We start from the raw sequence: 18,549 nt of genomic DNA, 5'->3' as shown, positions 1-18,549 counted from the left end.
TCTCAATCCTCTTCGCGTCTATATGCCCATTGATACAAGGCCGGCAGCACCAGCAAGGTCAGCGCCGTTGACGACAGAATCCCGCCAATCACCACCGTCGCCAGCGGCCGCTGCACTTCGGCTCCGGTCCCTGTCGCCAAAGCCATCGGAATGAACCCCAAGGACGCCACCAACGCCGTCATCAGCACCGGCCGCAAGCGCGTCAACGCCCCTTCCTCGACCGCCGCACGCAAACCGCGCCCTTCCTCTCGCAGGTTGCGGATGAACGCAATCATCACCAGGCCATTGAGCACCGCCACACCCGACAAGGCAATGAAGCCCACCCCGGCGGAAATCGACAGAGGAATATCCCGCAACCACAGCGCCAGTACTCCGCCGGTCAAGGCAAACGGAATCCCGGTAAACACCAGCAGGCCGTCCTTGAGGTTGTTGAACATCATCAGCAGCAACGCCATCACCAGCAGCAGCGCTACCGGCACCACCACCCGCAGGCGCTCGGCCGCTGACTGCAACTGCTCGAACTGGCCGCCCCAGCGGGTCCAGTAACCCGACGGGATCTGCACCTGCTCACGCAAGGCCTGCTCGGCCTGCTCGACGAACGAGCCCAAATCACGCCCACGCACGTTGGCGCTGACCACCACCACGCGCTTGCCATCCTCGCGGCTGACCTGGTTCGGCCCCAGCTGCAGGTTCAACGTGGCCACTTGCGACAGCGGGATGAAGCCGATCTGTGCTGCGCCAGCTGCAGCACTGGCCGGTACCGGAATCAGCAGGCTGCCCAGGCCATCGACATCGGTACGCAGGGTTTCGGAAAGGCGCACCACCATGTCGAAACGGCGATCGCCTTCATACAACGTGCCCGCCGTGCGCCCGCCGACGGCAATGGCGATGGCGTCCTGCACGTCACCCACATTCAAGCCATGGCGCGCGGCCTTGTCGCGGTCGATGTCGATGGTCAGCACCGGCAGGCCGGTGGTCTGCTCGACCTTCACTTCCGAGGCGCCTGGCACCTGTTGCAAGCTGCTGGCGATCTGCGCGGCGGTGCGGTTGAGCACGTCCATGTCATCACCGAACACCTTCACCGCCACATCACTGCGCACGCCGGAAATCAGCTCGTTGAAACGCAACTGGATCGGCTGCGACAGCTCGTGGTTGCTACCTGGCACGCTCGCAGCAGCGCGCTGGACCTCGGCAATCAGCTCCTCGCGGGGCTTGCCAGGGTCGCCCCACTGCTCGCGCGGGCGCAGCATCACGTAGGCATCGGAGATGTTCGGCGGCATCGGGTCGGAAGCAATCTCGGCGGTGCCGGTGCGGGCGAACACCCGCTCCACTTCCGGCACCTGGGCGATGATCGCCTGCTCCAGGCGCTGTTGCATGTCCACCGACTGCGACAGACTGGTGCCTGGCACGCGCAGCGCCTGCAAGGCAAAGTCGCCCTCGCTTAGGCTGGGGATGAACTCGCTGCCCATGCGGCTGGCCACCACCCCAGACAGCAGCACCAGCCCCGCGGCGGCGGCAAACGCCAGCTTGCGCCGCCCCAGCACCCAGTCGAGTACCGGTGCATAGCGCAGGCGGGCGGTGCGCATGACCACGCCCTCTTCTTCCCTGACCTTGCCAGTGACGAACAGCGCGATGGCCGCCGGCACGAAGGTCACCGAAAGGATCATGGCGCCCAGCAGTGCCATCACCACGGTGAAGGCCATCGGGTGGAACATCTTGCCCTCGACCCCGGTCAGGGCAAAGATCGGCAGGTACACCACCATGATGATCAACTGCCCGTAGATCAGCGGCCGGCGCGCCTCGCGGGCGGCGGCGAACACCTCGTGGAAGCGTTCGGCACGGGTCAGCATGCGGCCATGCCGTTGCTGGGCATGGGCCAGGCGGCGGATGGCGTTTTCGACGATCACCACCGCGCCATCGACGATGATGCCGAAGTCCAGGGCGCCGAGGCTCATCAGGTTGGCACTGACCTTGTTGCTGAACATGCCGGTGAAGGTGAACAACATCGACAGCGGGATGACCATGGCCGTGATCAGCGCGGCGCGGATGTTACCCAGGAACAGGAACAGCACGGCAATCACCAGGATCGCACCTTCGATGAGGTTCTTCTTCACCGTGGCGATGGCCTTCTCCACCAGATTGGTGCGGTCATAGACCGTGACCGCCACCACGCCCTCGGGCAGGTTGCGGTTGATCTCGGCGAGCTTGGCCGCCACCGCCTGGGACACCGTGCGGCTGTTCTCGCCGATCAGCATGAACACCGTACCCAGCACCACTTCGCGGCCATTCTCGGTGGCCGCGCCGGAGCGCAGCTCTTCGCCCAGGCCGACCTGGGCGACATGGCTGACGCGGATCGGCGTGCCATCGACACTGGAAATGACAATGTTGGCAATGTCCTCGACCGAGGCTACCTGCCCCGGCGCGCGGATCAGCCACTGTTCGCCGTTGCGCTCGATGTAGCCGGCACCGACGTTGGCGTTGTTGCGCTCCAGCGCTGCGATCAGGTCGTTGAGGGTGAGCTTGTAGGCTGCCAGGCGCTTGGGCTCGGGGGCGATCAGGTACTGCTTGGCGTGGCCGCCGATGCTGTTGACCTCGGCGACGCCGGGCACATTGCGCAACTGCGGCTTGATGATCCAGTCCTGGATCACCCGCAGGTCGGTCGCCGTGTAAGGCGTACCGTCGTCCTTGAGCGCGCCCTGCTCGGCCTCCACAGTCCACAGGAAGATTTCCCCCAAGCCCGTGGAGATCGGGCCCATGCCGGCCTCGATGCCCTCGGGCAACTGCTCGCGGGCCACCTGCAGGCGCTCGTTGACCAGTTGCCGGGCGAAGAAGATATCGGTGCCATCGTCGAAGATCACCGTCACCTGCGACAGCCCCGAACGCGACAGCGAGCGCGTCTGTTTCAGGCCCGGCAGGCCAGCCATGGCGGTCTCGATGGCGAAGGTGATGCGCTGCTCGGTCTCCAGTGGCGTATAGCCCGGCGCAGCGGTGTTGATCTGCACCTGGACGTTGGTGATATCAGGCACCGCATCGATCGGCAGTTTCTGGTAGCTGTGGATGCCCACGGCAGCCATCAGCACCACGGCGAGCATCACCACCAGGCGCTGCTCGATGGCGAATTGGATCAGGCGTTCGAACATGCAAGCGTCCCCGCAATCAATGGCTGTGCTCGGCAGAAGCCTTGCCGAGCTCGGACTTGAGGACGAAGCTGCCGGCGGCAGCCACCTGGGTGCCGGCCGCCAGGCCTGCGGTGATCTCCACCTGGCCAGCATCGCGGCGGCCGGTCTTCACCGGTCGGGCCTCGAAACCCTCGTCGGTGCGGGCGAACACCACGGTCTGCTCCTCCCAGCTCTGCAACGCGCTCTCGGGCACGACGACGGCCGCATTGAAGCGCTCGACATTGACCGCGATGTTGACGAACAGCCCGGGGCGCCAGGCACCGTTGGGGTTGGCCAGGGTGGCGCGCACCGTGGCGGCGCGGTTCTGCTCGCCGAGCAGGCTGCCGACGTAATTGACCTTGCCCTCGACCTCGGCACCGAGGTCCGGTGCGCTGACAGTCACGCTGCGCCCGCTGGTGACCCGGGCCAGGTCCCGTGGAGCGACGGCGAAGGTGGCCCAGACCCGGCTGAGGTCGGACAGGGTAAAGGCATTGCTGGTCTCGTCGACCACTTCGCCCACGGTCAGGTGCTTTTCCACCACCACGGCATCGAAGGGGGCGCGCAATTCGTAGCGGTTGCCGGCACCGGCCGGGCCGACCGCGGCCACCTTCTGCCGGGCATTGGCCAGCGCGATCTCGGCCTCTTGCAAGGCCTGGCGCGCCTGCAGGTAGTCCTGCTCGGCGCTGATGCGCTCCTGCCACAGTTGCTGCTCGCGCTGGAAGGTCAGACGCGCCAGTTCAAGGCGGCGCTGGGCGGCCTGCTGCTCGCTGCGCAGGTCGGAGATCTGCTGGCTGGCGATCACCGCCAGCACCTGGCCGCGCTTGACCGACTGGCCGAGTTCGGCCAGCACCGCCTCGACCACCCCCGGCACCCGTGGCACCACATGGGCTGTACGGTCTTCATCGAAACGGATCTCGCCGGGGAAGCTGATGGCGGTGCCCAGTTCGCGGGGGACGGCGGCGGCCAGCTGGATACCGGCCGACTCGATCTGGGCGATCGACAGGTGCAGTGCGCCTTCCTTTTCCTGGTGCTCTTCACCAGTCTCTTCAGCGTGACCGTGGCTGTCTTCGCCATGATCGTCGTGCCGGGGCTCTGTCATACCGGCCTGGTCTTTGCTGGCCTGGCCAAGGTTGCCGGTCCAGGCCAGGCCACCCACGCCGAGAACGGCAATGGCAGCGGCCAGGAGGGCGAGTTTGCGGGGGTTAGTCATTGTTGCTCCTGCTGCTCGAAATGTTGCTCAATCCATCCAGGTCACCGTAGATCCGCTCGACCTGCGCCCGGGCATCGGTTGCCGCCGCCAAGGCCTCGAGGTACAGGCCGCGCGCGTCGATCAAGGTGCGCTGGGCGTCGAGCACATCGAGAAAGGCGAACTTGCCCATCTCGAAGCCACGGGTGGCGGTGTCCACAGCCTGCTGCGCCGACGGCAGGATGGTGCGGTCGTAGGCCTGCACGTCCTGCATCGCCGTGCGCCACTGATCGACGGCGCTGCGGGTTTCGCTGCGCAGGCGCAGTTCGACTGCATTGCGCAGGTCGCGGGCCTGGTCGGCGCGGCGTGCGGCGGCCAGCACGTTGCCCTGGTTGCGGTCGAACAACGGCAAGGGCATCGACAACCCGACCACGTTGACCCGCTCGCGGTCCTCGCGGCTGTACTGGCTGCCGACACTGACGGTGAGGTTGGGAATGCGCAGGGCCTTTTCCGAACCCAGCGAGGCTTCGCCGCGCTCGACCTGGGCGGCTGCCAGGCGCCATTCGGCAGTCCGCTCGACCTGACCGAGCAAGGCATCGGCTGAAGGTGCAGCGCCAGGTGACAGACTGGCCGCCGGCAAGGTGTCGAAGGCCGCCAGCGGGCTGCCGGTCAACCGCGCCAGAGTCTGGTAGGCCACCGTGCGCTGGGTGTCGGCGCGGCGGACCTCGGCCTGGGCCTGGGCCAGTTGCACCTGGGCACGGGTGGCTTCCACCGGTGACGACTGGCCGGCCGTGACCCGGCCCTGCGCTACCCGCAGACCACGTTCGGTCAGCGCCTGTGACTGCTGCGCCAGCTCCACGGCAGTCTGCGCGCGCAGGGCGGCGTGATACGCCTGGACTACATCGGCGCGCAGGCCATTGCGCTGGCGTTCGAGGTCCAGTTGGGCAATGGCCTGGCCGGCAGCGGCCACAGCGATGCGCGCACCGCGCTTGCCGCCCAGTTCCAGTGGCTGGCTGAGGGTGACGGTACTGGTGCTGGTGTCGCGGCGGGTGTCTTCCATTTCCCAGGCCAGCTCAGGGTTGGGGATCAACCCGGCCTGGCGCCGCTCGCCCTCGGCAATGCCGATTTCGCGACCGGCAGCGGCCAGTTCAGGGTTGTTGGCGAAGGCGGCGCTCAACGCCTCGGGCAGGCTCATGCCTGGCCCGGCCTGGGCGCTGGCAGTGGCTGCCAGCAACAGGCTGAGCAAAGCGATCTTGCGGGGGGTAGGCACTTCGGGAGTCCTCGTCGGCAAGCAGTGGCGAGGGACTGTAAGGAGAGCTGGTTATCGAGGCGGTGGCGTGAACATTACAATTCCGTAATCCGGCGATCCGCCCGAACAAGTCCGATAATCGCCCACTTTGCCAACCTGCGACACCTGATCCAATTGACGAAATTAACCACCCAGTACAAACATAGGCGTATTCAACAACAACAAAGCGATGCCCGCCATGAAGCCCCTTATTCTCGTGCTCAACGGCCCCAACCTGAATATGCTGGGGACCCGTGAGCCCACCCAGTATGGCCATGAAACCCTCGCCGACCTGGCCCAGGGTTGCGCCGACACTGCCCATGACCACGGCCTGGAAATCGAATTCCGCCAGACCAACCACGAAGGCGAACTGATCGACTGGATCCACGCCGCCCGCGGTCGCTGTGCCGGTATCGTGATCAATCCCGGCGCCTGGACCCACACCTCCGTAGCCATCCGTGACGCCCTGGTGGCCAGCGAACTCCCGGTCATCGAAGTACACCTGTCCAACGTCCACAAGCGCGAGCCGTTCCGCCACCTGTCGTTCGTCTCGTCGATTGCCGTGGGCGTGATCTGCGGCCTGGGCAGCCACGGCTACCGCATGGCCCTGAGCCACTTTGCCGAAATGTTCCAGGAGCCGCGCGCATGAGCCAGCCCGCCATCCTTGCCGGCCTGATCGGGCGTGGCATCCAGCTGTCGCGCACCCCTGCCCTGCACGAGCATGAAGGTGACGCCCAGCACCTGCGCTACCTCTACCGCCTGATCGATGCCGACCAGCTCAAGCTTGAGGACAGCGCCCTGGCGCAGCTGCTCGATGCTGCCCAGCACACCGGTTTTACCGGGCTCAACATCACCTACCCGTTCAAGCAGGCAATCCTGCCACTGCTCGATGAGCTGTCAGACGAGGCGCGCGGCATTGGCGCGGTGAACACCGTGGTGCTCAAGGATGGCAAGCGGGTCGGCCACAACACCGACTGCCTGGGCTTCGCCGAAGGCCTGCGCCGTGGCCTGCCGGATGTGTCGCGGCGGCGCGTGGTGCAGATGGGCGCTGGCGGCGCGGGCTCGGCGGTGGCCCATGCACTGCTGAGCGAAGGGGTCGAGCAACTGGTGCTGTTCGAAGTGGATGCGGCGCGTGCCCAGGCGCTGGTGGACAACCTCAACGGCCATTTCGGCGCGGGTCGGGCGGTACTGGGAACGGACCTTGCGGTCGAGGTGGCCGAGGCCGATGGCCTGGTCAACACCACGCCGGTGGGCATGGCCAAGTTGCCAGGCACGCCACTGCCCGTGGCGCTGTTGCACCCGCGCTTATGGGTGGCAGAAATCATCTATTTCCCGCTGGAGACCGAGCTGCTGAAAGCAGCACGGGCGCTGGGTTGCCGCACGCTGGATGGCAGCAACATGGCCGTGTTCCAGGCGGTGAAGGCGTTCGAGCTGTTCAGTGGCAAACAGGCGGATGCCGAGCGCATGCAGGCGCATTTCGCCAGTTTCTCCTGACATACCGCCGCGCCTTTTTCGCGGGTTCCCCCGCGAAAAAGGCAACTCGGATCTAACCTTTTTCATCTAGCAATGCCTGTATGACTGTTTCCTGCCCGGCATAGTCACCTTCACCAAAGTGCACATGCCGCACCTGCCCTTTCCGATCGACAAAGTAATGGGCAGGCCAGAACTGGTTACCCCAGGCATTCCAGACCTGGTAATCGTTATCCACCGCCACCGGATACGCGATACCCAGGCTCGCCACCTTTCTCTTCAACTGCCCCACATCGTGCTCGTAGTCGTACTCCGGCGTATGCACCCCCACCACCACCAGCCCTTGGTCGGCATAGCGCCGTGCCCATTCGTTGACATGCGGCAGGCTGCGCTGGCAGTTGATGCAGTCCCAGGTCCAGAAATCCACCAGCACCACCTTGCCCTTGAGCGCCGGGGCGTCCAATGGCGGTGAGTTGAGCCATTGGCTGGCACCAGCCAGTGACGGCATGGCGCCGTAGTTATCGCGAGCCATCAGTTGCCCAGCCGCAAGGCCCAGGCCAACCAGCGCCAGGGCCACGCCCCCCACTTTCAACAGCCGCCGGCGATCAGTTGTCATGGCAACCGCTCGTGGCGTAGGTGCGGTATTCGACGCTCTCACGCTGGCCTTTGGAGTCGAGGTAGTCCATGCGAGTCTTGACCGGGCCGCAGGCATTGCTCTGGTCATCTTTCACCGACAGCACTTTCTTCACATCCAGATGGTCGCCATAGCGGTACTGCATGACGCTGGCGTCGTTCATCGAGGTGGCGCTTGCATTGGCGGCAACGGTACCGAGGCTGAGCACAGCGAACAGGCTGGCGCTGGCGATAGTCTTGAAGTTCATGGCATCTCTCCTTGGCAACACTTTCAGGGGTGGGGATCTGTGCTCCCCGGTCGAGAGCCATTTCACGTCCGACAGGTATCTCGCATGTGTCACCTCAGGCTGTGATCTGCTTTCTCCTGTATCTGTACACAGGCCAGATACACTGCAATACAAAACCCAGCAGGCAAGCTGCAATGTGCTCGGTACACTGCGCCCACTCCCCCTTGAACAGGAACGCCGCGAATGGAACATGTCGATCACATCCTGATCGTCGACGATGACCGTGAGATCCGCGAACTGGTCGGCAACTACCTGAAAAAGAACGGCCTGCGGACCAGCATCGTCGCCGACGGCCGGCAAATGCGCGCCTTCCTCGAAGCAAGCAGCGTCGACCTGATCGTCCTCGATATCATGATGCCTGGCGACGACGGCCTGCTGCTGTGCCGCGAACTGCGCGCCGGCAAACACCGCAACACGCCGGTATTGATGCTCACCGCACGCAATGACGAGACCGACCGTATCATCGGCCTGGAAATGGGTGCCGACGACTATCTGACCAAGCCGTTTTCCGCCCGCGAACTGCTGGCGCGCATCAATGCCGTGCTGCGTCGTACGCGCATGCTGCCTCCGAATCTGACCATCAGCGAAAGCAGCCGCCTGCTCGCCTTTGGCCAGTGGCGCCTGGACACCACCGCCCGCCACCTGCTCGACAGCGAAGGCACGCTGGTGGCCCTCAGTGGTGCCGAGTACCGCTTGTTACGGGTGTTCCTCGACCATCCGCAACGGGTGCTCAGCCGCGAGCAGTTGCTGAACCTGACCCAGGGGCGCGAGGCAGACATCTTCGACCGCTCCATCGACCTGCTGGTCAGCCGCCTGCGCCAACGCCTGGGCGACGATGCACGTGAGCCGAGCTGCATCAAGACCGTGCGCAGTGAGGGGTATGTGTTCTCGCTGGCAGTCCAACTTCTTGAGTCGCCATCATGAAATGGCCCCGCACCCTCGCCTCGCGCCTGGCCTTGATCTTCTTCACCGGGCTGGTACTGGCCTATGGGCTGTCGTTCAGCCTGCAAGCTTACGAGCGCTACATCAGCAGCCGATCGATGATGCTCAGCAACCTGGAGCAGGACGTGATCACCTCGGTGGCCATCCTCGAACGCCTGCCCGCTGCCGAACGTGCCGCCTGGCTGTCGCGGCTGGAACGGCGCACCTACCGTTACCAGCTGGACGAAGGCTCGCCGGGCTCAGCCATGCCAAGCAACGACCCGCCCATGGCCGCCGAGTCGATCGTCAAGGCCATCGGCGCCCAGTACCCGCTGACCTTCCAGGACATCCCCGGTCCCAACGCCCACTTCCAGGCCCACCTGCGCCTGGCCGATGGCGCACCGCTGACCATCGATGTCACGCCATCTCCCGTCCCTGTAGCGCGCTGGCTGCCGCTGGTACTGCTGATCCAGCTGGCCGTGCTGCTGTTCTGCACCTGGCTGGCCGTGCGCCTGGCCATCGGCCCTCTCACCCGCCTGGCCCAGGCCGTGGATGACCTCGACCCGGACAAACCCGGCGTACAGCTCGATGAAAGCGGCCCACGCGAGGTGAAATACGCCGCAGTGGCGTTCAACGCCCTGCAGGCTCGCATCGCTGCCTACCTGAAAGAACGCATGCAATTGCTGGCTGCCATTTCCCACGACCTGCAAACACCGATCACGCGCATGAAACTGCGGGTCGAGGTCATGGACGAAGGCGTCGAGAAGGACAAGCTCTGGCATGACCTGGACGCCATGGAGCATCTGGTCCGCGAAGGTGTGGCCTACGCCCGCAGCATGGACATCAACACCGAGGCGCCCTGCCGGATCAACCTCGACGCCTTCCTCGACAGCGTGGTATTCGACTACCAGGACAGCGGCGCCCAGGTGGAGCGCCACGGCAATACCGGCAGCCTGCTGGAAACCCGCCCCCACGCGTTGCGCCGCGTACTGGTTAACCTAGTGGACAACGCCCTGAAGTTTGCGGGTAAAGCACAGCTCGAGGTCAGTCGCGAGCGGGGCAAGACGTTGATCCGGGTTCTCGATGAGGGCCCAGGAATTCCGCAGGCGGAGCTGGATGAAGTGCTCAAGCCCTTCTACCGCGTGGAGAGCTCACGCAACCGCAGCACTGGAGGTACCGGCCTTGGGCTGGCCATCGCCCAGCAACTGACCCAGGCCATGGGCGGCAGGCTGACCTTGAGCAACCGAAAAGACGGCGGATTGTGCGCCCAGATCGAACTGTAACGACCTAGGCGGCGGCCCCAACACGCCGCCCTACAACACAGGGGGCTACAGTCCGATACACAAATCCACGTTTACCGACACACAGCAGATACCCTCCCAATACACACTCCCGGCCACACAACGACACTCCGGGAGACCTCCCCCATGAAGCCACTCACCGTGCCCTCCGGCTGGAAGCTGTTCGCCACCCTGGCTGGCCTGACCCTGTTCATGACCGCAGTGGTACTGCTCAGCTACCCGCCCGGTGCGCAAAGCCTACTCAGCGCCATCCGTGCCACCGCTCGGAGCTCCTTCATACTGTTCCTGCTGGCTTTCCTGGCCTCGTCATTGCTCACCTTTGTGCCCAGCAGCGGCAGCCGCTGGTTGGTTCGCGAGCGGCGCTACCTGGGCCTGGCATTCGCCTTCTCACATGCCGTGCATGCTGTGCTGATCTACTGTCACGCCCAGCAGTTTCCTGAACAGTTCAGCTCTAGCCTGCCCGGCAGCATCGGCTACGTGTTTCTGCTGCTACTCACCGTGACCTCCTTCAAGGCACCCAAGCGCCTGCTCGGTGGCCGTGCATGGAAGGCCCTGCACAGTACCGGTATGTGGGTACTGGCCGTGGTGTTCTGTCTGTCGTTCTACCCCCGCATCCCTACAGGTGGCGGCTACCCGCTGGCCTTCGCCCTGATTTTCAGCGCCATCACCTTCAAGCTCGTGGCCAAGCTGGCTCAGCACCAGCGCCGCACTGCGTCTGCCCTTTCCTGATACGAGATGACCACCATGACCACACTGACCCGTACCTTCACAACTGTCGACCGCTTTGGCAGCTGGAGCGCCGACCTGCCATTGCGGCTGTTCCTGGCTTGGGAGTTCTTCGAGTCCGGCTGGGAGAAGTTCAATGGCAGCAACTGGTTCGGCGATCTGCAATCGAACTTCCCGTTCCCTTTCAATGTGCTGCCGGCCGAGCTGAACTGGCAGTTGTCGATGTGGTCCGAGTTGCTTTTGCCGCTGTTGCTGTTGTTGGGGCTGGGCACGCGACTAGCATCTGCCGGATTGATCGTGGTGACTGTGGTGGCGATTGCTGCAGTTCATTGGCCGGCGCACTGGTCGAGCCTGGCAGAACTGGCCCAGGGGTACTCGATCAGCGATCAGGGCTTCGGCAACTTCAAGCTGCCACTCATCTACCTCGTGGCGCTGATCCCTCTGCTGCTCAAGGGGGCCGGCCGCTTGAGCCTGGATCAATGGATCAGGACGCGTTGGTTATCGAAGTGACACCAGAGGAGGGCTGCCATGCAGCCCTCCTGTCATCGCGAGCCGATGATGACACCCTGATCACGCAAATGCTCGAGCAACGCCAGACCCTGTTCCAGCTCTCCACCCAATGCACGTATCCGCTGCAGCCCGGTACCCTCTTGCTGAACGAGCAGCCTATAGGCCATAGGCGTCAGACGGGCGAAGCGAACCTGCAGTTGGCGATCACGGTACACCAGCAGCAAGGTGGGAGAGGCTGGTGCCTCATTCGGCTGATACTCCGGGCAGATACGCTCCACCGGCCAGCGATAGGCCAACACCCTGGCCGTACAAGACAGCATCGGCTCCCTCTGCAGCAAGTCACCTGAGGGATCGTGCGCGGGGTCTTCGGCGTCGCTCAAGCAGAGATACGATTCGATCCATTCATAGTGGGCGAGTTCTGCCTGCCAGGGCGCATCGAGCTGGATGCCAAGCAGGTAATCGACGAAGACGCCTGCCACCTCGGGAAACAAGGGTGTATCGCTTCGATAGTTGGCATGAAAATGCTGTACCCGCGCATGCCAGCGTTTGTCCCCCAACGTCCTGCGCAACACCGGAAAACTGCCAGCCAGCAAGCTTTCGATTGCGCCATACAGCAGTGCCCGATACACGCCAAGACGCCGAGCCTCGATGCCGGTAGGCGCGGGATACCGGTCGGGATCGCGAAGATGCCGGGCCAGCGCGAACTGCTGGAGACGCAAGGTTTCACTCATGTGCCATCTCCCTCTGGATGGCACGCATGTGAGCGACCTCCTGCAGCAAGTCCGCCAAGGGCGGATAATTGAAGTCACGCTCCAGCACGGTTGGTCGCCTACCAAAGCGTGCAGTTGCAAGGGCGAACAGTGACCAGACGTTGTCGCTGACGGCCGAACCGTGGCTGTCGATCTTCAGATCAGACGCTTGGTCGAAATGCCCGGCAACATGCATTCCGGTGACACGCGCTATCGGCAAACCTCGCAGGAACGCTTGGGCATCGTACCCATGATTACAGGCGTTGACGGTGATATTGTTGACATCCACCAGAAGGTCGCAATCCGCCTCGGCTACAACGGCCAGGATGAAATCCAGCTCGCTCATGGCTTGGTAAGGCGCCGCGTAGTAGCTGATGTTTTCCACGGCGATGCGCCGCTGGAGCAAATCCTGGGCCTGACGGATGCGGGCAGCGACTGCACGAACCGCTTCGTCGGTAAACGGAATCGGCAACAGGTCATACAGGTGACCATCGTCGCAACAGTAACTTAAATGTTCGCTGAAGTGCCGGACCCCGTAGCGCTCCAGAAATACCCGCGTCTGCTCTAGCAAGCGACGATCCAGCGGCAAGCTCCCCCCCAGTGACAAGGACAGGCCATGGCAGACCAGCGGATAACGTTCAGCCAACTGAGCGAACTGGCGGCCATGGACGCCACCGACACCGATCCAGTTTTCCGGTGCGCATTCCAGAAAATCCACGTCGCTCTGTTCCAGAGCCAGTAGCTCGGTCATGAGCCCTCGACGCAGGCCGAGACCGCAATGCAAAGGTACATCGTGCATGACGAACTCCTGATAACAGTAAAACGCCCCACCTGAAGCTCAGGCGGGGCGGTGTCATTGTTGGTTACGCGTTATCAGGACTTGGATTTATCGCTGCCGCCGCACTTGCCTTCTCCACACTTGCCTTCGCTGCTCTTGCCATCGCCCGGACTGGCTTTGCCACTTGCGCCACACTTGCCCTCGCCGCACTTCCCCTCACCCGACTCCTTTGCCGAGGCCACCTGGTAGCCCTGCGGCATGGGTTCGACAGCAAATGCGCTGTTGGCGACAGCCATGCCACCGATCAGTGCGACCCCGACCAAGCCGAGCGTATTACGTGCATTGCTCATGGTATTGCTCCCGTTCTGTTGAATGAAGAGCAATTAAAACTGCAAAGCTAACCAAGCTTTATCGCCTGAATCAGCCGCGAGTGAAGGACATGGATTGACGGGCTGTCAGATCAGTCCTCGAGAGGCTTGGGGGGGGCGGCCGGCTTGGCAGGCTTGGCGGGTTTCGTCGGTTTGCTGTCCTTGGCGTTGGCTTCGGGAGCTGCGACAACCGGCTCGGGGGCGGTCATCGCTTTTTCGCTGGCCGGCAGCTCGTCGACAGCCTTGAGAATGAGCTGCGGGTCGATTTTCTCACCCGACTCGTCATCCTTGAGCACATGCCGCTCGCCATCCTTGCCCACCAGGATCACCTTGGTCCCTTTGCTCGCGCCCAATTTGAGTTCGCGGATCAACGCCATGGTGGTCTGCTGCTCGAGGTTCTTGTCCTCACGCTTGCCCATCATGTTGGCAACACTGAACAGCACCAGCCCACGCTCCTTGAATGCAGACTGGGTAGCCGGGTCCTTGAGCGCGTCGTTCAGCCCGCGCAAGGTTGGATCAGCGCTGCTGGGCGCAATCACCACCAAGGGCCTGGCCTTGCCCAGCTCCTTCGCCAGCGGCGCGTCACTATCAGCTGCAAGCAAAGGGCCGGCAACGGCAAGCAAGGTGGCAAGTGTCAGTGACCGAACGAGCATGCGTATCTCCTTATTCTCTCGATAAAACAAAGACTACAGACGATGGAGAAAGATCCTGCATGCGAGCCTAAACCACCTGACAAAGCAGGTGGGCAGGCGAAAAGTAACTTGCCATTACCAGATCTGCCTCAGAGCTGAGCATAGTCCAATGCTCTGCCTAATTTGCAGCAATCTCATTGTCGGGGCGTGGTATGCATTGCCAGGCGAATGAGCGTCAGCTCCTCCATCAGCACGCTGCGCGCCAGCTGGCGCGCATCGCGGACCTGGCCGATGCGCACCATGCGCTGCCCTTCAGGCACCGTTGCATCCGCCATCAATCCAGCGATCTGTACCTGGAACGGCGCATCCAGTTGCTCGAAACGTTCCGCTGCATCACTTGCCAGATGCTCCTGCCAGAACTCGCGCTGCACCAAGTCATGTGCGAGTGCGTCTGGTGTTTCAGCGGCAACGACGCGTTCACGGGCTCGCGCGACTTCGGCACGACCCAGCGCGGCAATCTCGCCAAACAACATATCACTGGGCTGGGCGGGCAAGTCGAGCTCGGTGCGCAGCGCCAGCCGATAAGCCAGGCCAACCTCTATTTCGTCCGGATTGCCGCCGGCTGCGCGGCGTTGCTGGATATCCTCCAGAGCGATGCGATCGACTTCGTCCAGCCGCCACAATTGCCGCCCCAGGTGCAGCAGCGCTGCCTCTTGATCAGCCTCGGTACTGTCTTGCCTGGCACGCCATACCAGCATGCGCAGCTCCAGGTTGCTGAAACACAACGTCACACTGTCCTGGCAGGTCAGACTTTCTCCCACGTTAGAAAAGATTTCATGCCGCAGACTGGTGTGATCACACAGGGCCTGGATCATGGCGAACACCCGGTCGGCCAAGGCCTGCCCACTGCGCTGGAAATCGGCGGTTTCCAGCAAACGTGCAAGGACACCGAAGAAATCAGCCGAATCCGCTTCGGTTTCCAGCTCCTCCCAGCTGGCCGACAGGGTGTCACGCGAAACGCTGTCTGCGGTATCCAGCCATCGCTGGCGTATCGTCACTCCAGCTTCGACGCCGCCCGGTACCGGGGGCAAAAAGCCTTGCTGATCGGCGGGCAGCGGGTTATCAGTCAGCCGCACCGTGCGTCGAAGCCACTCTGGTGCTTGGGCGAAAGCTTGTGGCAGGCGGCTGATCCGGTTACCACGCAGGTCGGCAAGCTGCAACTCGGGGCATTCGAGCAGGCCATGGGGCAACTGAGAGACACCGGTGGAGCGCATCAGCAGACGGCTCAGTCGCGGCATGCCACCTACAGAGACAGTACGCCCCAGCGGATTGCAGGACAGATTGACGTATTCAAGACGTGAACAACTGGCCAGCGCCGCCACTTGCTCGGCGTCCAGAACGATGCGGTTGTTGAAAACGTCCAGTTCACGCAGCGTATCGAGTTGCGTCAGATACCGGGGCAAGCGGGTCAGCTGGTTGCCTGAGAGCTCCAGCGTGCGAAGGTTCGGAAACGCCTGCAGGAAGCCAGTGGGTACTTCAGCCAAGCGCATGCCCAACAGCGACAACTCGTGGATATGCGCAAAGCGAATCTGCGCAAGTTCAGGGAGCCGGCCTGGCTCGACTCCGTATACGGTGAACCGATAACTGAGGTTGCCATCGCCGGAAGGTGCGCCTTGAGCCAAGCGTCGTTGCCAGCATGACAGCAAAGAGTTGGAGAAATACTGTCGTTCGCCCTGTATCCGGGAGTCGTCGGGCTGTTGCATCCATCGCCTTAGTTGCGATTGCAACGCCTCCAGTTCCCGCGCCAACCTGGCAAGCTCGGCATGGACGTCGAGCCCGGCCTGCCGCGTGTCAGCCAACCAGGTCAGCACCTGGGCATCGTTGAAGCCGGGGTACACGGCACGCAACCTGGCAAACAGCGCTTGCGGCCGGCCGGGGCCCGAGCCACCCGCCTGTCCACGGCCGCTCAGGGGATAACCCCAACGTCCCCCTACTCTGACAGGTGCCTTGAACCAGGTCGTTCGCATACTGGGCGTCAGCAGATCGACAATCGCTTCGCGACGCGCACCAGCCTCCTGCCCAAGTACCACGCGCAAGTTGTCGGCTATCGGCTCGCCAACGTTCATGGCTGCCCACTGGCGCCCGGTGCAAGCACTGGCCAGGACCTCGAACAACTCACCGGCCTCACCGATGGCAGTATTTCCAGCACTCCACAACTGAAAGCGCCCGTGCTCGTGGGTCAGGTAAAGCCTGTCACGCCCCTTTGTGCCGGCCTGCAGCACTGGCCCCGAGAGACTGCCCTCATGCAGTTGCCATCGTACGCCCTCTTCGGCACCAGGCAGATGCTGCAGCATGGCAATCGCCACCCTCGCCAGGTCGGCATTCTGCGGGGTATCGAGACGAAAGCCTTCATGAACCCGCGCCACGCGAATGCGCTGCACGCTTGCCCTGGCTGCCTCCGCCAGGCGTAACGGTACGCGCCCGCTGCCAAGCAGACGCTGCACATCCCTGGCAGCAGCGGCATGTAGCAATGCATGGGCGGCGCGCCGGTGCAGGCTGGGAAAAATCCGGCGAAGCGCAACGGTGCCTGGATGATCCGTGGCCTGCAGGCGATCATGAATTCGTCGCAGCAGTTCACGCCGTTGCACCCAGATACAATCAGCCAGTTCAGGGTCGGTCAACCCGACGGCGCCCGGCAGCTCACGAGCCTGTGCCAACAGTGAGATATCACTGACCGCCACACCGGTACGCAGATCCGTGATCAACTGTCGAATGTGTCGCCCGATCCTGACCCGCACCACGGTATCCACCCATTCGGGCGGTGGCGCCTGGTCAAGCACGTGCATCCGGCGCAGCTGGGCATCATTCAGGCCATGGATACTCATGACCTGTTCGATCTGCTCGTCATCCAGCGCCTGAAAGCGCCGGCCAAAACGGCGAAACATGGCATTGGCATCGTCCCACTGCGCCGGTTGCTCGCTCCACAAGCGCCAGGCCCCATCGCCGTTGTCGTGCAACTGTGGAGCATGATCGTGCAGCGTGCGCAGCCGCCAGCCACCGTCCATATGTTGCTGCACGGGGTAGGCATGGCCTTCGATCTCGACCCAGGCCTGTGGGCCTATGCGTACGATACCTCGGGCATCTCGCACGCCTCCCGTGGCCGGAACCTCCCCGCGATACCGCTGGATATTCTGGTCCCACAATTTGGTCTGGCCGTTCTCCAGCAGCACCGGGACCATCTGATCCACCTTGATGCAGCGCTGCCACACCCGGCCGGCCACCGTGACAGTTGCCGCCGTGACGCCGAGCATGGCGATCTCGCCAGCGACATTCAGCAGATGGTCAAGCGCCTCGCTGTCATCCCCCTCATGCCAGGCTTCAACGCCTTGGAACACTTCCCCCAGCAGTTCCCAAGCGGTCTTCGCGAGCAGCGCCACGCCCAGTGCAGGGACGAACAGGCCGGCGAGCATGATCAGCGCCCGGCCCTCTGCGGCCAGGCGCTGATCATGCTCGCGCTGAACTTCATGGTCCACCGCCGCGGTTGGCACGGCGATCATCGCCGCATCGTCCTTGATCTGCGCAATGCACGCCGCAGCCAGGCCGGGGAACACCGGCAACGGGTGAGCCTGCATGTGTTCTTCCAGGTCTAGGGTGGCCCAATCGGCCAGGTCCCGATAACCATCGATGACGGTGGCAAAAAAACGTTGGCTGTCGCGACGGCGTACAAAGCGGCTGAAAAAACGCTGGTAATCCGGGTGACGCAGGCGTTCGCCCAGTAGCCGCCGGGCGAACCGCTGAAGACTGGCGTGACGGCTCCAGGCGCCGAACGGATCGCCCGGGATATGCACCAGTACCTGCTGGCTGGTGTTGCGAATCAGACCACGATCGATCACATCCAACACCACGATCCGTTGCAGGTTACAACCCAGCACACTCAGCCGTTTGACTACCACCGGTGCCCCGTCGAGAAGCGGCAAGGGCTGGTCATGACACAAGCTGTGAATCACCTGGAACGCATGAGCGTCGAGCACACCTTGCAACTTCGCCTTATGGGCATCGGCAAGCATCGCCCAGCGGGCTGCTTCGCCGAGCAGCTGCAAGCCGCCTGGCTGTATGACGGCGTCGAGATGGCGCTGGTAGGCCCCACCCAAGTCGACTTGCCGACTCAGGCTGGCGAATTCGATTGCCGAAGGGCCAACGGATATCCGCCCCTTGGTGTGCAAAAGATGGTTTCCAGGTGGCTGCCCGCCAGCCTTCGCCTGATCGGCGGTGAAGTTGCGCATTGCAGCTTCCAGCAATGGCATCTGCCGGTAGATCACTTTGGTCAAATGAGAACCGACTGGCTGCGCATTGATCACCGGTTCGCGATGCCCGGACAGAAAGGCCCAGTCATCCGGGTCGAAATCATCCTCGTAGCGATCGCGCAACGAGCGCGCGAGCAAGGCGCGAGAGAAATGAACCACGCCTTCGATACGCGAATGCATGGCCTGCAAGGCTCTACGGGCGGCCAACTCATGCTGCAGCGTACTGCGCAAGTCTTCA

General features: G+C 63.2%; 15 protein-coding genes and 2 pseudogenes. 6 read left to right on the top strand and 11 right to left on the bottom strand.

The window, feature by feature from the left end; all coding sequences use genetic code 11:
* Positions 1-2: 2 nt before the first annotated feature.
* From ACIPZ8_RS01980 to ACIPZ8_RS01970, 3 genes are read right to left on the bottom strand one after another with little or no spacing between them, the layout of a single operon-like run.
* On the bottom strand, positions 3-3,140 hold the full coding sequence (locus ACIPZ8_RS01980) for an efflux RND transporter permease subunit (protein WP_400719325.1): 3,138 nt from the start codon (positions 3,138-3,140) through the stop codon (positions 3-5).
* A gap of 16 nt (positions 3,141-3,156) precedes the next feature.
* The gene (locus tag ACIPZ8_RS01975) at positions 3,157-4,368 is read right to left on the bottom strand and encodes an efflux RND transporter periplasmic adaptor subunit (RefSeq protein ID WP_400719324.1); all 1,212 of its coding nucleotides are present in this window, start codon (positions 4,366-4,368) and stop codon (positions 3,157-3,159) included.
* Positions 4,361-5,614, bottom strand: coding sequence for a TolC family protein (locus ACIPZ8_RS01970; protein ID WP_400719323.1), 1,254 nt, complete (start codon positions 5,612-5,614; stop codon positions 4,361-4,363). The genes ACIPZ8_RS01975 and ACIPZ8_RS01970 overlap by 8 nt, the downstream gene beginning before the upstream one ends.
* A 217-nt stretch (positions 5,615-5,831) precedes the next feature.
* On the opposite strand from ACIPZ8_RS01970, the gene aroQ reads away from it, so the two are divergent.
* Positions 5,832-6,281, top strand: coding sequence for a type II 3-dehydroquinate dehydratase (gene aroQ, locus ACIPZ8_RS01965; protein WP_400719322.1), 450 nt, complete (start codon positions 5,832-5,834; stop codon positions 6,279-6,281).
* The gene (locus ACIPZ8_RS01960) at positions 6,278-7,126 is read left to right on the top strand and encodes a shikimate dehydrogenase (RefSeq protein ID WP_400719321.1); all 849 of its coding nucleotides are present in this window, start codon (positions 6,278-6,280) and stop codon (positions 7,124-7,126) included. Before aroQ ends, ACIPZ8_RS01960 begins: the two co-directional genes overlap by 4 nt.
* A 52-nt stretch (positions 7,127-7,178) precedes the next feature.
* On the opposite strand, the gene ACIPZ8_RS01955 is transcribed toward ACIPZ8_RS01960, so the two are convergent.
* Positions 7,179-7,718 (bottom strand): thioredoxin family protein, encoded by a 540-nt coding sequence (locus ACIPZ8_RS01955; protein ID WP_400719320.1) that lies wholly within the window; start codon positions 7,716-7,718, stop codon positions 7,179-7,181.
* A complete protein-coding gene (locus ACIPZ8_RS01950; protein ID WP_400719319.1) occupies positions 7,708-7,983 on the bottom strand; it encodes a DUF2790 domain-containing protein in 276 nt (91 codons plus the stop codon). Before ACIPZ8_RS01950 ends, ACIPZ8_RS01955 begins: the two co-directional genes overlap by 11 nt.
* 222 nt (positions 7,984-8,205) lie before the next feature.
* On the opposite strand from ACIPZ8_RS01950, the gene ACIPZ8_RS01945 reads away from it, so the two are divergent.
* The 4 genes from ACIPZ8_RS01945 (at position 8,206) to ACIPZ8_RS01930 (ending at position 11,480) form a co-directional block, all read left to right on the top strand.
* Positions 8,206-8,946, top strand: a complete 741-nt coding sequence (locus ACIPZ8_RS01945; protein ID WP_400719318.1) for a response regulator — start codon at positions 8,206-8,208, stop codon at positions 8,944-8,946.
* The gene (locus ACIPZ8_RS01940) at positions 8,943-10,226 is read left to right on the top strand and encodes a sensor histidine kinase (protein WP_400719317.1); all 1,284 of its coding nucleotides are present in this window, start codon (positions 8,943-8,945) and stop codon (positions 10,224-10,226) included. Before ACIPZ8_RS01945 ends, ACIPZ8_RS01940 begins: the two co-directional genes overlap by 4 nt.
* Before the next feature lie 144 nt (positions 10,227-10,370).
* A complete protein-coding gene (locus tag ACIPZ8_RS01935) occupies positions 10,371-10,973 on the top strand; it encodes a hypothetical protein (RefSeq protein WP_400719316.1) in 603 nt (200 codons plus the stop codon).
* Between the two features lie 15 nt (positions 10,974-10,988).
* Positions 10,989-11,480, top strand: coding sequence for a DoxX family protein (locus ACIPZ8_RS01930; protein ID WP_400719315.1), 492 nt, complete (start codon positions 10,989-10,991; stop codon positions 11,478-11,480).
* Between the two features lie 32 nt (positions 11,481-11,512).
* Here ACIPZ8_RS01930 and ACIPZ8_RS01925 read toward each other — a convergent pair whose 3' ends face one another.
* The 6 genes and pseudogenes from ACIPZ8_RS01925 to ACIPZ8_RS01900 all read right to left on the bottom strand — a co-directional run.
* The gene (locus ACIPZ8_RS01925; RefSeq protein ID WP_400719314.1) at positions 11,513-12,211 is read right to left on the bottom strand and encodes a DUF2063 domain-containing protein; all 699 of its coding nucleotides are present in this window, start codon (positions 12,209-12,211) and stop codon (positions 11,513-11,515) included.
* A complete protein-coding gene (locus ACIPZ8_RS01920) occupies positions 12,204-13,028 on the bottom strand; it encodes a DUF692 domain-containing protein (protein ID WP_400719313.1) in 825 nt (274 codons plus the stop codon). Before ACIPZ8_RS01920 ends, ACIPZ8_RS01925 begins: the two co-directional genes overlap by 8 nt.
* 77 nt (positions 13,029-13,105) lie before the next feature.
* Positions 13,106-13,357: pseudogene (locus tag ACIPZ8_RS01915) on the bottom strand (hypothetical protein); the annotation flags it as partial.
* Positions 13,358-13,467: 110 nt separating this feature from the next.
* Positions 13,468-14,028, bottom strand: coding sequence for a DUF4174 domain-containing protein (locus ACIPZ8_RS01910; protein ID WP_400719312.1), 561 nt, complete (start codon positions 14,026-14,028; stop codon positions 13,468-13,470).
* Positions 14,029-14,201: 173 nt separating this feature from the next.
* Positions 14,202-17,564: an NEL-type E3 ubiquitin ligase domain-containing protein gene (locus ACIPZ8_RS01905; RefSeq protein ID WP_400719734.1), complete on the bottom strand. Its 3,363-nt coding sequence runs from the start codon at positions 17,562-17,564 to the stop codon at positions 14,202-14,204.
* 216 nt (positions 17,565-17,780) lie between these two features.
* A pseudogene (locus ACIPZ8_RS01900) lies at positions 17,781-18,491 on the bottom strand (dermonecrotic toxin domain-containing protein); the annotation flags it as partial.
* Positions 18,492-18,549: the final 58 nt, after the last annotated feature.

Source organism: Pseudomonas sp. NPDC089422 (assembly GCF_044749405.1).
Lineage (GTDB): Bacteria > Pseudomonadota > Gammaproteobacteria > Pseudomonadales > Pseudomonadaceae > Aquipseudomonas.
This window is presented reverse-complemented; position numbering and strand designations above follow the sequence as displayed.

Excerpts from the sequence above, each read along its gene's own strand:
- ACIPZ8_RS01980 (WP_400719325.1), bottom strand. The coding sequence starts at position 3,140 with ATGTTCGAACGCCTGATCCAATTCGCCATCGAGCAGCGCCTGGTGGTG.
- ACIPZ8_RS01975 (WP_400719324.1), bottom strand. The coding sequence starts at position 4,368 with ATGACTAACCCCCGCAAACTCGCCCTCCTGGCCGCTGCCATTGCCGTT.
- aroQ (WP_400719322.1), top strand. The coding sequence starts at position 5,832 with ATGAAGCCCCTTATTCTCGTGCTCAACGGCCCCAACCTGAATATGCTG.
- ACIPZ8_RS01960 (WP_400719321.1), top strand. The coding sequence starts at position 6,278 with ATGAGCCAGCCCGCCATCCTTGCCGGCCTGATCGGGCGTGGCATCCAG.
- ACIPZ8_RS01955 (WP_400719320.1), bottom strand. The coding sequence starts at position 7,718 with ATGACAACTGATCGCCGGCGGCTGTTGAAAGTGGGGGGCGTGGCCCTG.
- ACIPZ8_RS01950 (WP_400719319.1), bottom strand. The coding sequence starts at position 7,983 with ATGAACTTCAAGACTATCGCCAGCGCCAGCCTGTTCGCTGTGCTCAGC.
- ACIPZ8_RS01945 (WP_400719318.1), top strand. The coding sequence starts at position 8,206 with ATGGAACATGTCGATCACATCCTGATCGTCGACGATGACCGTGAGATC.
- ACIPZ8_RS01940 (WP_400719317.1), top strand. The coding sequence starts at position 8,943 with ATGAAATGGCCCCGCACCCTCGCCTCGCGCCTGGCCTTGATCTTCTTC.
- ACIPZ8_RS01935 (WP_400719316.1), top strand. The coding sequence starts at position 10,371 with ATGAAGCCACTCACCGTGCCCTCCGGCTGGAAGCTGTTCGCCACCCTG.
- ACIPZ8_RS01930 (WP_400719315.1), top strand. The coding sequence starts at position 10,989 with ATGACCACACTGACCCGTACCTTCACAACTGTCGACCGCTTTGGCAGC.
- ACIPZ8_RS01925 (WP_400719314.1), bottom strand. The coding sequence starts at position 12,211 with ATGAGTGAAACCTTGCGTCTCCAGCAGTTCGCGCTGGCCCGGCATCTT.
- ACIPZ8_RS01920 (WP_400719313.1), bottom strand. The coding sequence starts at position 13,028 with ATGCACGATGTACCTTTGCATTGCGGTCTCGGCCTGCGTCGAGGGCTC.
- ACIPZ8_RS01910 (WP_400719312.1), bottom strand. The coding sequence starts at position 14,028 with ATGCTCGTTCGGTCACTGACACTTGCCACCTTGCTTGCCGTTGCCGGC.
- ACIPZ8_RS01905 (WP_400719734.1), bottom strand. The coding sequence starts at position 17,564 with ATGATCGCCGTGCCAACCGCGGCGGTGGACCATGAAGTTCAGCGCGAG.